The organism is Nocardia aurantia (genome assembly GCF_009604425.1).
GTDB classification, from domain to species: domain Bacteria; phylum Actinomycetota; class Actinomycetes; order Mycobacteriales; family Mycobacteriaceae; genus Nocardia; species Nocardia aurantia.
In genome coordinates, this window is sequence record NZ_WEGI01000014.1 from 251,661 (window position 1) to 264,524 (window position 12,864).

The window sequence follows — 12,864 nt, forward strand, 5'->3', positions numbered from 1 at the left end:
CTTCAAAAGAAGGCTACCTCCACATCGTCGAAATGTCCGGCGCTCCCACTCGACCACGGCACCCGGCGACCATCCGGGACCGTGATCGAGGATCTCGAACGTCACCTGTACAGACGCCCAGCTACAGCAGGCGGTGCCGCCCCCGGATCCGGGCACTCGAGCGCAGCATGGTGTCGAGCCGCCGGTACGCACCCCATACGGCGTCGAATCGGCGGGCGACGGAAGAGAATCGGCGGACCGCGGCGCGGGCGGTGCTCGGTCACGACCGCATCGCCCGGGTAGCTGTTCCCGACAGCCGCTCCGCGCGTTGCCGATTCGACCGCAATCGCGACTCCTGTGTTGCGGCCGCCGACGACGAACAAAGCCACCCGGTCCTCCGGATACGTGTTGTCAACACTCGGTCGCGGGCCTGGTGCGGGATTTCCGGTGCCCGCCCACGAATTCGCTTGTGCCGCAGCTTGTCAGCCGGAGGCGGGCGTGCCGACGGCGGCGGTGCGGAGGGCGGTAGCCAGGCGGGCTACGGGCTCGGGGAGGGGGTGCGGGAGGCGGGCCAGGAGCAGGCGGCGGGATTCGTCGGCGCCGCCGCGCACCGGTAGGGCGCGGACGCCCGGTGGCAGGATCGCGCCGAGTCCGGCGGGGACGGTGGTGATGCCGCAACCGGCCGCCACCAGTTGCAGTTTCGCCAGCCAGTCGCGGGTGGTGTGCGCGATCTCCGGTCGTTCGTCGACCCCGGGCCAGACGCCCATCGTGTAATCGCCGCGCGGGCCGGCGATCCAGCGGCGGCCGCGCAGATCGTCGACATCGATGTACTCGCCGCGTGCGAGCGGGTGATCGGCCGGGACCGCCACCAGCAGACTGCGTTCGGCGAGCACCTGGAGTCGCAGCGCGGGCGTCTCCGAATCCGGCGGCCGGTACGGTGGCGCCGAGGCGAGCAGCGCGAGGTCGATCGTGCCCGCGCGCAGTGCCCGCACCAGCGCGGGCGTACTGCCCTCGCGGCCGACGACGGTGATCCCCGGATGCGTGCGCCGCAACTCGGCCAGCGCCTGCGGCACCAGCCAGGTCCCGGCGCTGGTGAACCAGCCCAGCCGGACCGAGGCCAGTTCCTCCGGAATCCCCGCCAATTCTCTTGCCGTGGCATCGATCTGGTCGATCACGGCGGCGGCGCGGCGGGCGACGACCCGACCGGCCGCGGTCAGCCGGACCCCGTCGTGGCGGCGCTGCAACAGCTCGGCGCCCGCCGCGCGCTCGAGGGTCGCGATCTGCCGCGACACCGCCGACTGGGTGTAGCCGAGGGCCGCTGCCGCGGCGGTCAGTGTGCCGCGTTCCGCCACCTCGCGGAACACCCGGAGCGCGGTCAGCGAGGCGTCACCGAAGGCCATGACATTTACGCATACCACATCTGATCAACTTTCGCTGGTCACATGACGGGCACAGGCCCACCATGAACTGAGCGGACCGGTAACGGATCGCGATCCACCCTCAGGAAGGCTGAAATGTCCACTCCCACAGTCGCTCTCGTCACCGGTGCCACCCAGGGCCTGGGTCTGGCCCTGGTCGAGGGGCTGGCCCGCCGGTTGGGGCCGGACGGCACCGTCTACCTCACCGGCCGCGACTTCGACCGGATCAACCGCGCGGTCGAGGCGGTTCCGGCCGGCGGCGCGACGGTGCGCGGCGAACTGCTCGACGTCGCCGAGCCCGACGCCGCCGCGCGGCTGGCCGCACAACTGCGGCAGCGGCACGGCGGCGTCGACATCGTGTTCGGCAACGCGGTCATGCGCGTCGGCCCCGACGACGATCCGCGCGCGATCGTCGACCGGTACACCGAGGTCAACAACTTCGGCACCACCCGGCTGCTGCGCGCGTTCGCGCCGCTGCTGCGTGATCACGGACGGCTGCTCGTCGTGGCCAGTTCGCTGGGCACCCTGCATCACCTCGCGCCCGTGCTGCACGACCGATTCGCGGCCCCGGCCTCACTGGACGAGGTCGACAAGGAGGTCGCCGCGTGGCGCGACGCCGTCGCCGACGGCAGCGCCCGAGCCGGCGCGTGGCCCGGATTCGTCAACATCCCGTCGAAGATCGCGCAGGTCGCGGCCGTCCGGGCGCTGGCGGCGCAGCGCCGCGAGGACGATCTCGCGCGCGACATCCTGCTGGCCGCGGTCTGCCCGGGCATGATGAACACCCCGACCTCGGCGCTGTGGTGGGACGTCTCCGACCAGCCCACCCCCGCGGCGGCGGCCGTGGCGCTGCTCGACCTCGTGCTGCGCCCGGCCCGCCCGGACCACTACGGGCAGTTGATCCGCGACGGCAAGGTGCTGCCCTGGTCACCGTTCGAGTCCGGTCCCGCCGATCCCGTGCCCGCGCGCACCTCGTCCCGGCGCTGAGTTCGTCGCCGAATCGCTTGTGCCACAGCATGTCAGCGGCCCGCACATCTCTTCCCGACGCTGAGGAGAGCGCCGCGCGGCCACTGGCGTTACGGTGTCTGGATGACCGTTGAGACCGTCACACGTGTCCGGGTCGGTGGGGGAGCTGTTGTCGGGCGAGTGGTGTGCCATCCGCGACTGCCCCTGATCGCCGGCCTGGACTTCGGCCGCGAGGCCGTATATGTCTGGGACGCAAGCGATCTGCGCACGCTCGGCGTCGTCGAGGCCGCGTCGCCGAGCGACGGCCGGGGTCGCGGGCCGGCCGTCGCCTGGCATCCCGAAGATCCCGTACTGCTGATCGCGGACGGGGGTCCGGTGCGGTGCTGGACACCCGCCGGAGTGTCCGAACTCACGAAGTTCCCGACCGGCTACCGGAACGTGGCCTTCGGCCCGGACGCCCGCACGGTGTGGGCGATCCCGACGGTGACCGACGGTGATCCCTGGGAATGCTCCGATGTCGTGGATCTCGAATCCGGCGCGTGCGGCAAAGGACCAGGCTGGGACACCGGCGTCGCGGCCCACCCCGCCGGTGGGCTGGTGCTCACGCTGCGCAGCAATCAGGGCGCGACACTGGGCATCTTCGCCCGGGCCGGCGACGGGCACACCGTCGCGCCCCGGGTGCTGCGCCGTGCGCTGATCCTGGACGTCGACGGTTACGAGACGCCGATCTTCAGCCCGGACGGCCGGTATCTGGCGGTCCGCGGCAACGCCTACGTCAACACGCTGGACGTGTTCGAGTTCCCCTCGCTGGACAACGTGCTGTCCACGACGCTCGGCGAACCCAGCCCCGGTTACCCGTACCCGCAGGACTGGCTGGACCGGATGCGGGCCTGGTCACGGCACAACATCGCGTTCGGGACCCGGCCCGGCGTGCTCTGGATCGGCACGCCGACCGGCACCCTCGTCGAAGCCGACCTCGGCAATCAGCGCTCGCTGGCTCACGACATCCCGAGCGGCGCCGCGGTGACCGCCCTGGCCGCCACCGCGAGCGGTGACCTGGTCGTCGCCGACGCCACCGGCGAACTGGTTCGCCTCGCGGCATCCGCGGATCGCGCGGTGGCGTCACCGGCCGCGGTGACGGACTTCCTGGCGGGCACCTCCGACGTGGACGCCGACGCGGACCTCGAATCGCAACTCGTGCTCACCGACGGGGCGCGGACCTGGGAGCCCGGCGATCTGGAGACGGTCGACACCGCGACCGACAGCGATCCGACCTGGCTGCGAATCCAGGTGCAGATGAACCACGCCCGATAGCTCAGGCGGGATCCGGATCCGGCGCGGCGGCCCCGGGCGGCGGACTACGCGGGCGTGTCCCGGTGCAGGATCGCGTCGACAGTGGTGAACGCGGCCGCGGCGAGGATCAGTATCGCCGAGACCAGCAGCGCCACATCGAGTCCGTGATGGAAGGCGACCTTGCCGGTGTTGAGGACGTCGTTCACCTTGGACAGGTATTTGAGGTACGGGGTGGTGTCCACACCCTTCGGGATCCGGCCGCGTTCGACGGCGTCGATCGCGGCGGGCTGTAGCGAACCCGGCAGCCCCAGCTCACTCATCCGGTTCTTCAGATCCGAGGTGAGGAACGAGTTCACCAGCGCGCCGAGCACCGCGACACCGACCGCGGAGCCGACCTGACGCATCGTATTGGTCACCGCCGCGGCCATTCCCGAGTGTTCGGCGGGCACCCCGGACAACACGGCCGAGGTCAGCGGCACCACCGCGATGCCGAAACCCACTCCGGCCACGGCCATCGCGGTCGCCAGCGGCCCGTCGTGCAGCGGCCCGGCGAGCTCGTGTCGGGTCAGCAGTAGTCCCGCGGCGCCGGCGAGACATCCGATGATCATCGGCGTGCGGGCGCCCCGGCGCGACACCCAGAAGCCCGCCGCCAGCGAGCCGAGGATGATGCCGGCGGCCATCGGCGCGAACACCCCCGCCGTGCGCGCGGCCGAATACGATTGCATCACTTGCAGATACAGCGCGGTGAAGAAGAAGATCGAGAAGACGCCGAAGTAGACGGCGAAGGCGACCACCAGCGCGTCACGCACGGCCGGCAGGCGCAGATAGCGGAAGTCGAGAATCGGTGCGCGAACCCGGGTCTCGACGACGACGAACCCGGCGAACGCCACGGCCGCGATCACGAACAGCGTGATCACCGAGGGCGCACTGTATCCGCGGTCCTCCCCGCTGATCGCGGCATAGATCGCCGACCCGAGAAAGCCCGCGCCCAAGACGATTCCGGCCCAGTCCATCGGCCCCGGATGCGGGTCGGCGCTCTCCGGCACCGACCACAGCGCCGCGACCAGCGCCACCGCGCCGATGATCAGGTTGAACCAGAAGATCGAACGCCACCCGTACGCGTGCACCAGCACCCCGCCGAGCACCGGCCCGGCCGCCAGCGCCAGCCCCGACACCGCCGCCCACACGCCGAGCGCCCGCGCGCGCACCCGCTCCTCCGGGAAGATGTGCCGCAGCACCGACAGCGTCCCGGGTTCGGACGCCGCCGCGCCCAGCCCCATGACGGCGCGCCCGGCGATGAGCACCGGCACGGTGGCCGCCGTCGCCGCGAGCACCGAACCCGCGCAGAACACCACCAGCCCGGCGATCATCACCCGCTTGCGGCCCCACCGATCGCCCAGCGACCCACCGGCGAGCATGAGCCCGGCGAAGACCAGCGTGTAGGCGTTGACGACCCACTGCAACAGCATCACGTCGGTGCTGAGTTCGTGGCGGATATCGCCCAGCGCGACACTGACGACGGTCGTGTCGAGGAAGGTGACGAACAGCACGGCGGTGACCGCCGCCAGTGCGATACCCGGTCGCGACGTTGTGCCCGGTGTGTCGTCCGATGACCTCACCGCGACAGGCTACCGCCGCGGACCGTCGGTTCGGCGAAGGCGACGGAAACTATTGCCCGGTGCGCGCCTCCGACGATGCCGAGGCGCCGATCGCGCGGATCGGCGCCGTCAGTGCCGCCGCGAGTGCGAGCCCGGACGCGGCCGCGAGCGCGGCCAACGATTTCGCCGCGGCGACGACCGGCATTCCGGCGTCGCCGACACCGGGCTGCAACGCGGTGATCGGCAGGTACGGCTGGGCCGCGGGCACGGTCGCGACGAGGAGGCACAGCACGTACACCGCCGCGACCACGGCCACGGCGCGACCGGCCGACGCGGTCCGCGCCGCCACGGCCGCACCGAACACGGCGAACAACACCAGCGCGATCCCTTGCACCGCAAGCACACTCGACGCCGCGGCCAGCGGGTACGGGCCGAACAACGCCCGGCACTCGTACAGCGCGATCACCGCCCCGAGCACCGCCGCCACCGCGACCACGGCAGCCGAGACGAGGATGCGCGGCAGGTACAGGCGGATCGGGGAGACCTCGCGGCTGAGGTAGTAGATGCCGACGGGGTCGCTCCCGCGCACCGCGCACGCCTGCGCGGCCAGGACCACCGATACCGCCGCGAGCAGCAGCCCGGCGTTCTTCACGTACTGCTGGATCCCGTCCCGCCAATCGGGCGTGCGCAACAGCTGGATCTCGGTGGAGTGCCCGATCAGATCCGGCAGATATTTCGCGCCGAACAACGAGAGGAAGGCGAACAGCACGAACGCCGCCACCAGTGCCACCAGTCGCCGGGTGCGCAGCCATCGGTACCATTCGACGCGGAAGATCATGCGGTTCAAGGTTTTTCCCCGATCGCGGTGAAGAAGGCATCGGTCAGCGACGGTCGGTCGATGCGGATGTCGTCGATCTCGGCGCTGCGCGCGGACACCTCGGCCAGCACCGTTTCCCACCGCTCGGGCGCGGCCTCGATGATCCGGCCACTCGTCAGGGCGATGCGCAGGGTCGGTTCGGCGGCGTGGCCCGCCCGGAACTCCGCGGTGTCGCTGGTGAAGATCGCCCGCCCGCGGTGCAGTACCAGCAGCCGGTCGGCGAGGTCCTCGACGTCGGCCAGCAGGTGACTGGAGAAGACCACCGTCATCCGGCCGCCCAGTTCCCGGATCAACGCCAGGACCGCGGCGCGGCCCTCGGGATCGAGCGCGCTGGTGGGTTCGTCGAGGATCAGGACCTCGGGGTCGCGCACCAGCGCCGCGGCGATTCCCAAGCGCTGCAACATCCCTCGCGAGAACCCGCCCGCGCGGCGATGGGCATGGCGCTCCAGATCCACTGCCGCGAGCGCGGTGTCGATCGTGGCGCGGCCGGTGCGGCGGACCGGCCCGATGGCCATGGATTGCTCGAGCACTTCCCGTGCCGACAGCCACGGCTCGAAACCCGGTGTGTCCGGGCAATATCCGACCGCGCCGAGCCCGATCGGCACCCGGACGGCGCCGGCGGTGACCGGTTGCAGTCCCAGCACCGCGCGGATCAGGGTGGTCTTGCCGGCGCCGTTGAGCCCGATCAATCCGATGACGCCCGGGTGGTCGATTCTCCAGTCGACCCGGTCCAGCGCGGTGAAGTCGCCGAACCGGACCGACACCCCCGCCGCCTCGAGGCGCGGATCAGCCACGATCCGATCCCGGCTCCCGGCCCACCACGAGATAGACGATCCCGCCGACCGGGATGCTGACCAGGCAGATGATCGCCCACACCCATCGTGGCAGGTAGCGGACCCGGGCCCGGGACAGGTCGTACCAGCAGAAACCCACGAAACCGACCGCCACCACGACCAGCGGTAGCAGCGCGGCCATCGGAACATGCGACATTCGGGTCCCCTTCCAGGTTCGACGGGGACCATTGTTACCAACTTCGAGAACATTATCAATAGTGATAGCGATAACTGCTACGGTCGGCATCATGGATTCCGTCGAACTCCTGTTGCACCCCGTCCGGCTGCGGATCGTGCAGGCGTTCCTGGGCGACCGGACCCTGACCACGAGCGGGCTGAACGCCGAACTCGGCGACGTTCCGCCGGGCAGCCTCTATCGGCACGTCGCGCGCCTGGTCGCCGCCGACGTCCTGGAGGTGGTCGCCGAGCGCCGGATCCGCGGCACGGTCGAACGCACCTACCGGCTGCGGCAGGCCGCCGCGCAGATCACCCCGGACCGGCTCGCCACGATGAGCACCGAGGAGCACCGCCGCGCCTTCATGGCCTACATCGCCGGAGTCATGGCCGATTTCGATCGCTACCTCGACCGTGACGAGATCGATTACGTCCGGGACGGAGTCGGCTACCGGATGGCCGGAATGTGGCTCGACGACACCGAATTCACGGACTTCCTCGCCGACCTGTACGGCGTGCTGGCACCGCGCCTGGCCAACGAACCCGCTCCGGGCCGCACCCGGCGGATCCTGCGCACCATCCATCTCCCGGACGATGCCGCCGTCGAGAGCGAATCCGGCTGAGCCCGAGCCGCCGTCGGATCAGCGGCGCCGGATCGCCCGCGCGGGGAGCAGCACGGCGACGAGCAGCAGCGTCAGCAGGATCAGGGCCAGCAGCAGCTGCGGATGCAGGCGCGCGATGGTCGGATTGTCGAACTCGGGATCCTGGATCGCGGTGCGCGGGAACAGGATCGCGCCCAGCATGCCCAGCCACGGCGCCGCCAGCACCGCGCAGGCCGTCCACAGCCGCGAGCGGCCCCCGCCGCCGCGCGCCGCCAGCAGGGCCAGCGCGACCCCGCCGAGCAGGAACGACATCACGATGTATTGGGCGTCATGGAATTTCGCGTGCGGCGGCCACGCGTCGTTGCGCATGTGCTGATCGGCGGTCGCCGGGATGACGAAATCCGCCAGCAGCGCACCGAACATGGTGACGATCGCGACGAGTACGGCGAGAAGTCTGGGGGCGGTGGCTGTTTCGGTTCTCTGATCGGTCATCTCAGGAGTTCCCTTCCCGGTGTGGAGATTCGACGCGATGGCTGCGCAGGAAGTCGTCGACGAGATCGCGGACATAGCCGAGATCGAAGGTGCGATGAGCGACCAAGCGCCGGAAGAACATCGGGCCGTACAGCCGATCCACGGCCGAGTCGACATCGAGGCTCGCCGGCAACTCGCCGCGGGCGACGGCCGCCGTCAGGATGGCCCGCGTCACCCGGGTGCCGGAGCGATACAGCGCCTCCTTGGCCTCCGCGAAAGCCGGGTCGACGGCGGCTCTTTCGATCATCACGCGCATCCCCTGCTCGCTGGCGGGCTCGTGCAGCATCGCATGCGACGCCGAGAGTTCGGCCAGCAGATCGGCGCGCAGATCGCCCGTCGGCCGCGACTGCGCTCGGGTGATGTGCAGGGTGAGTGTGGCTCGCACCAGTTCGGCGGGCTCGGCCCACAGCCGGTACAACGTGGCGCGGCTGATCCCGCTCCGTGCCGCGACCGCACCGTGGGTCAGCCCGGCCAATCCCTGTTCGATCAGCAATTCCCGGGCCGCCGCGAGCGCGGTGTCCCGACTGCGCACCGTGCGTGGATCCAGTGGTCGCACAACACCCCTTCTGCGACAGTCTGTTTCATAACTTCGAAACAAACTGTATCGAAACTTTCGCGGTATCTCAACCTTCGTCCGGGTAGGTGTCTTCGCGTGTTGTGCGAAACGAGTTCGCGCCGCGATGATTCGGTCCGATCCGACCGGCCGGCTCGGGGGTCAGCCCTTCAGCACTCCGTCGGCGAGGGCCGTCAGGAATGTCCGGTCCACGGGCTCGCCGGTGACGATCAGCCGATAGGTAATCGTCGCCATGACGACCAGGGCGAGCAGTCCGGCGTCTCGATCGGCGACGATGCCGCCACGTGCCTGCTCGCGTTCCACGGCGACCCGGATCGCCGCGGAGCGGGGCCCCAGGATCCGGCGCTGAACGGCGTTCGCGAGGTCCGCATCCTGCGGCAGGAGCGAGAGCAGGCCCATCACGACCTTGAACTTCCTGGATTCGGCGGCATTCCCGGAGGTGTCGAGCATCGCGGCGAGATCGCCCGCGAGACTGCCGGTGTCAGGCGCGTCGCCGAGCGGCTCGGCCCGCAGGCTCTCCACCGCCTCGACGACGAGTTCGGCCTTCGAGGGCCAGCGCCGATAGATCGTCGCCTTGCTCGCGTTCGCGCGGGCCGCCACCATATCGGTGGTCATTCCCTCATAGCCGGCCGCGGCCAGGACATCCAACGTCGCCTGGAGGATCGCGCCATCGCGCGACGAATCACGTTTGCGACCGGGACGGCTCTGCTGCTCCGACACCTCACACCTCCGATTTCCTCCCACATATAGTACTTGCCGGTTTCGAAACTCATAAGTACCGTAATAGTGATCCACGGGAACGATCGAACGGAGTACACCCATGACTCTTCCGAGCAGGACACTCGGCCGAACCGGGGCCGAGGTCTCGGTGCTGGGCTACGGCGCGATGGAGTTGCGCGGCGCCGAGTTCATGAGCGGTCCGGCCCTGCCCGACGCCGACGCCGGCCGACTGCTGAACGAACTGCTCGACTCGGGTGTGAACCTCATCGACACCTCGATCGACTACGGCCACAGCGAGGAGCTCATCGGCCGCCACGTCGGCGCTCGCCGCGACGAATACTTCTTGGCATCCAAATGCGGCTGCCCGCTGGCATTGCCGCCGGGCGTCATGCCGATGCCCGACACGCACGATTTCGGCGCCGCGAACGTCCGGGCCGGGGTCGAACAGAGCCTGACGCGCCTGCGCACCGATCGACTCGACCTCGTCCAGGTGCACCTGTCACCGTCGCGGAGCGAGCTGGAGACCGGCGGAACCATCGAAACGCTCGAGGCGCTGCGCGCCGAGGGCAAGGTGCGATTCCTCGGTATGTCCGGGACGCTGCCCCACCTGCCCGAACATATCGCGATGGACGTCTTCGACGAATTCCAGATCCCGTATTCGGCCCTGCAACCCGAACACGACACCCTGATCTCGGACGCTGCCCACGCCGGCGCGGGCGTCATCGTGCGCGGCGGAACCGCCCGCGGCACCACGGCGGAGGACAAGAACTTCAGTGTGCAGCCGCTGAGTCCCAGCGCGTCGGGCCCGTCGGCCCTCGATCGCTGGCAGGCCGCCCGGCTCGACGAACTCCTGGACGGTATGAGCCGCCACGAGTTCGTCCTGCGCTTCACCATCAGCCACCCCGACGTGGCCAGCACGATCGTGGGCACCGCCAACCTCGAACACCTACGGGCCAACGTCGCCACGGTCACGCGCGGGCCACTGCCGGCCGACGTCTACGCCGAGGCCCGCAAGCGGCTGGGTCTGGCCCTGATCGGGTAGCGCTCGGCCGGATACGTATGCAATTTCTGGGACTTACCGGCATTTTCTTGACATATGCCGGGTTCGATGCGGAAGATTGTATGCAATATCTGTGGCGCCGGCCACGCTCGCCGAAGAAGGGAAACCCATGACTCCTCCGCCAGGCCCGCAGGGACCACTCGCCGGGCTGCGGGTCATCGAACTCGGTCAGCTCATCGCGGGGCCGTTCTGCGGCCAGCTGCTGGCCGACTTCGGCGCCGACGTCATCAAGATCGAGCAGCCCGAGCGCGGCGATCCGATGCGGGAGTGGGGCGTCGTGCACGGGGGCCGATCGTTGTCGTGGAACGTGATCGGTCGCGGAAAGCGCTGTGTCACAGCCGATCTGCATACCGAGGAGGGGCGCGAGTTCGTGCTCGGACTGGCCGCCGGGGCGGACGCGGTGATCGAGAACTTCCGCCCCGGCACGCTGGAGCGCTTCGGACTGGGCTTCGATGTGCTCAGCGAGCTCAACCCGGGCCTGATCCTGACCCGGGTCAGCGGCTACGGCCAGGACGGGCCGTATGCGAGCCGGGCCGGCTACGGGTCCATCGGCGAGGCCATGGGCGGCCTGCGCTACCTGGTCGGCGATCCGGCGACCGCGCCGAGCCGGTTCGGCGTCTCGCTGGGCGACCTGCTGGCCGGTCTGCACGCGACGCTGGGCACGATGTTCGCGCTGCAGGAACGGCACCGGTCCGGTCAGGGCCAGGTGGTGGACGTGTCGATCTACGAATCGGTGCTGGCGATGACCGAATCCCTGGTTTCGGACTACGCCGTCGCCGGGGTCACCCGCGAGCGGTCCGGATCGGTGCTGCCGGGCATCGCTCCCAGCAACGTGTACCCCACCTCCGACGGCAAGATGCTGCTCATCGCGGCCAATCAGGACACCGTCTTCCGGCGGCTGGCCGCCGCGATGGGCCGGCCCGAACTGGCCGAGTCCGAGGAGTACGCGACCCATCGCGCGCGCGGCGCCCGGCAGGCCGAACTCGACGACCTGGTCGCCGGCTGGACCCGCACGCTGACCGCCGCGGACCTGCTCGAGGTCCTGAACGAGCACGGCGTGCCGGTCGGCAGCATCTACGTCGCCGCCGACATGCTGGCGGATCCGCAGTTCGCGGCGCGCCGCAGCATCGTCGAGGTGCCCGACGACGAGCTGGGCGCGGTGCCGATGCAGGCGGTCGCGCCGCGACTGAGCCGCACCCCGGGCCGGGTCCGCTGGGGCGGCCCCCGGCACGGCGAGCACGACGCCGAGGTGCGCGAGCTCGTCGCCGAGCAGACCGGAACCGCCACCGGCGCAACCCAATCCGTCGAGGCAGGGCAGGCGCGATGACCACGGGACCCACGATCGTCGACGTGTCGCTGCGCGACGGCCTGCAGAACGAATCGGTGCTGGTACCCACCGCGGACAAGATCCGGTTCGCCGATCTGCTCGCCGACGCCGGCGTGCGGCGCATCGAGGCGGCGTCGTTCGTCCATCCGAAACTGGTGCCCGCCATGGCCGATGCCGAGGCGGTGCTCGCCGGCATCCACCGGGTCGAGGGCGTGAGCTATTCGGCGCTGGTGCTCAACGACCGCGGCCTCGACCGTGCGCTCGACGCGGCCGTCGACGAGATCAACGTGGTCGTGTGCGCCAGCGACACCTTCAGCCGCCGCAACCAGAACATGTCCACCGCCGACTCCACCCGGATCGCGGCCGGTATCATCGAAAGAGCGCGCGCCGCAGGGATTTTCGCCACCGTGACGGTCGGCACCGCATTCGGCTGCCCGTTCGAGGGCGAGGTCGATCCAGCGGCGGTGCTGCGCATCGTCACCGCCGCCCACGCCGCGGGCGCGCAGGAGATCTGCCTCGCCGACACCATCGGTGTCGGTGTGCCACCGCAGGTTTCGCTGCTGGCGGACCGCACCCGGGCGATCACCGGGCCGGATACCGGCCTGCGCTTCCACTTCCACAACACGCGGAACACCGGCTACGCCAACGCCTGGACCGCGCTCGCGCACGGGGCCGACACCCTCGACTCCAGCGTCGGCGGCATCGGCGGCTGCCCGTTCGCGCCGCGTGCGACCGGCAACATCGCCACCGAGGATCTGGTGTACCTGCTCGACCGCGGCGGGCAGCCGACCGGGCTAGACCTCGAGGCGCTCATCGCGGCCAGCGGTGAGATGACCATGCTGCTGGGCAAGGAGCTGCCGGCGCTACTGCCCCGTGCGGGCGGCTTCCCGGGCGCCGTCGGTTAGTTTCGGGCGA

General features: G+C 70.2%; 14 protein-coding genes. 6 read left to right on the plus strand and 8 right to left on the minus strand.

Annotated features, from left to right (window positions below; translation table 11 throughout):
- Positions 1-461 precede the first annotated feature (461 nt).
- A complete protein-coding gene (locus tag NRB56_RS30975; RefSeq protein ID WP_153347857.1) occupies positions 462-1,379 on the minus strand; it encodes a LysR family transcriptional regulator in 918 nt (305 codons plus the stop codon).
- A gap of 114 nt (positions 1,380-1,493) precedes the next feature.
- On the opposite strand from NRB56_RS30975, the gene NRB56_RS30980 reads away from it, so the two are divergent.
- The gene (locus NRB56_RS30980; RefSeq protein WP_153347858.1) at positions 1,494-2,381 is read left to right on the plus strand and encodes an SDR family NAD(P)-dependent oxidoreductase; all 888 of its coding nucleotides are present in this window, start codon (positions 1,494-1,496) and stop codon (positions 2,379-2,381) included.
- A 102-nt stretch (positions 2,382-2,483) separates the two neighbouring features.
- The gene (locus NRB56_RS30985) at positions 2,484-3,674 is read left to right on the plus strand and encodes a hypothetical protein (protein ID WP_153347859.1); all 1,191 of its coding nucleotides are present in this window, start codon (positions 2,484-2,486) and stop codon (positions 3,672-3,674) included.
- Between the two features lie 44 nt (positions 3,675-3,718).
- Here NRB56_RS30985 and NRB56_RS30990 read toward each other — a convergent pair whose 3' ends face one another.
- The 4 genes from NRB56_RS30990 to NRB56_RS31005 are packed head-to-tail and all read right to left on the minus strand — an operon-like array spanning position 3,719 to position 7,118.
- Positions 3,719-5,272 carry an MFS transporter gene (locus NRB56_RS30990; RefSeq protein ID WP_319943786.1) on the minus strand — a complete coding sequence of 518 codons (1,554 nt, stop codon included), beginning with the start codon at positions 5,270-5,272 and terminating at the stop codon, positions 3,719-3,721.
- A 49-nt stretch (positions 5,273-5,321) separates the two neighbouring features.
- Positions 5,322-6,089, minus strand: coding sequence for a hypothetical protein (locus tag NRB56_RS30995; RefSeq protein ID WP_153347860.1), 768 nt, complete (start codon positions 6,087-6,089; stop codon positions 5,322-5,324).
- A 5-nt stretch (positions 6,090-6,094) separates the two neighbouring features.
- Positions 6,095-6,922 carry an ABC transporter ATP-binding protein gene (locus tag NRB56_RS31000; RefSeq protein WP_153347861.1) on the minus strand — a complete coding sequence of 276 codons (828 nt, stop codon included), beginning with the start codon at positions 6,920-6,922 and terminating at the stop codon, positions 6,095-6,097.
- A complete protein-coding gene (locus tag NRB56_RS31005; protein WP_153347862.1) occupies positions 6,915-7,118 on the minus strand; it encodes a hypothetical protein in 204 nt (67 codons plus the stop codon). Before NRB56_RS31005 ends, NRB56_RS31000 begins: the two co-directional genes overlap by 8 nt.
- Before the next feature lie 91 nt (positions 7,119-7,209).
- On the opposite strand from NRB56_RS31005, the gene NRB56_RS31010 reads away from it, so the two are divergent.
- A complete protein-coding gene (locus NRB56_RS31010; RefSeq protein ID WP_153347863.1) occupies positions 7,210-7,758 on the plus strand; it encodes a helix-turn-helix domain-containing protein in 549 nt (182 codons plus the stop codon).
- A gap of 18 nt (positions 7,759-7,776) precedes the next feature.
- On the opposite strand, the gene NRB56_RS31015 is transcribed toward NRB56_RS31010, so the two are convergent.
- From NRB56_RS31015 to NRB56_RS31025, 3 genes are all read right to left on the minus strand, one after another.
- Positions 7,777-8,229: a DUF6640 family protein gene (locus NRB56_RS31015; RefSeq protein ID WP_153347864.1), complete on the minus strand. Its 453-nt coding sequence runs from the start codon at positions 8,227-8,229 to the stop codon at positions 7,777-7,779.
- A gap of 1 nt (position 8,230) precedes the next feature.
- Positions 8,231-8,800 (minus strand): TetR/AcrR family transcriptional regulator, encoded by a 570-nt coding sequence (locus NRB56_RS31020; RefSeq protein ID WP_319943787.1) that lies wholly within the window; start codon positions 8,798-8,800, stop codon positions 8,231-8,233.
- 183 nt (positions 8,801-8,983) lie between these two features.
- Positions 8,984-9,637: a TetR/AcrR family transcriptional regulator gene (locus NRB56_RS31025; RefSeq protein WP_194291051.1), complete on the minus strand. Its 654-nt coding sequence runs from the start codon at positions 9,635-9,637 to the stop codon at positions 8,984-8,986.
- 25 nt (positions 9,638-9,662) lie between these two features.
- On the opposite strand from NRB56_RS31025, the gene NRB56_RS31030 reads away from it, so the two are divergent.
- From NRB56_RS31030 to NRB56_RS31040, 3 genes are all read left to right on the plus strand, one after another.
- Positions 9,663-10,604, plus strand: a complete 942-nt coding sequence (locus tag NRB56_RS31030; protein ID WP_153347867.1) for an aldo/keto reductase — start codon at positions 9,663-9,665, stop codon at positions 10,602-10,604.
- 127 nt (positions 10,605-10,731) lie between these two features.
- Complete coding sequence (locus NRB56_RS31035; RefSeq protein WP_153347868.1) at positions 10,732-11,949, plus strand: CaiB/BaiF CoA transferase family protein; 1,218 nt, start codon at positions 10,732-10,734, stop codon at positions 11,947-11,949.
- Positions 11,946-12,854, plus strand: coding sequence for a hydroxymethylglutaryl-CoA lyase (locus tag NRB56_RS31040; RefSeq protein WP_153347869.1), 909 nt, complete (start codon positions 11,946-11,948; stop codon positions 12,852-12,854). Before NRB56_RS31035 ends, NRB56_RS31040 begins: the two co-directional genes overlap by 4 nt.
- Positions 12,855-12,864 lie beyond the last annotated feature (10 nt).

Excerpts from the sequence above, each read along its gene's own strand:
- NRB56_RS30975 (WP_153347857.1), bottom strand. The coding sequence starts at position 1,379 with ATGGCCTTCGGTGACGCCTCGCTGACCGCGCTCCGGGTGTTCCGCGAG.
- NRB56_RS30980 (WP_153347858.1), top strand. The coding sequence starts at position 1,494 with ATGTCCACTCCCACAGTCGCTCTCGTCACCGGTGCCACCCAGGGCCTG.
- NRB56_RS30985 (WP_153347859.1), top strand. The coding sequence starts at position 2,484 with ATGACCGTTGAGACCGTCACACGTGTCCGGGTCGGTGGGGGAGCTGTT.
- NRB56_RS30995 (WP_153347860.1), bottom strand. The coding sequence starts at position 6,089 with ATGATCTTCCGCGTCGAATGGTACCGATGGCTGCGCACCCGGCGACTG.
- NRB56_RS31005 (WP_153347862.1), bottom strand. The coding sequence starts at position 7,118 with ATGTCGCATGTTCCGATGGCCGCGCTGCTACCGCTGGTCGTGGTGGCG.
- NRB56_RS31010 (WP_153347863.1), top strand. The coding sequence starts at position 7,210 with ATGGATTCCGTCGAACTCCTGTTGCACCCCGTCCGGCTGCGGATCGTG.
- NRB56_RS31015 (WP_153347864.1), bottom strand. The coding sequence starts at position 8,229 with ATGACCGATCAGAGAACCGAAACAGCCACCGCCCCCAGACTTCTCGCC.
- NRB56_RS31030 (WP_153347867.1), top strand. The coding sequence starts at position 9,663 with ATGACTCTTCCGAGCAGGACACTCGGCCGAACCGGGGCCGAGGTCTCG.
- NRB56_RS31035 (WP_153347868.1), top strand. The coding sequence starts at position 10,732 with ATGACTCCTCCGCCAGGCCCGCAGGGACCACTCGCCGGGCTGCGGGTC.
- NRB56_RS31040 (WP_153347869.1), top strand. The coding sequence starts at position 11,946 with ATGACCACGGGACCCACGATCGTCGACGTGTCGCTGCGCGACGGCCTG.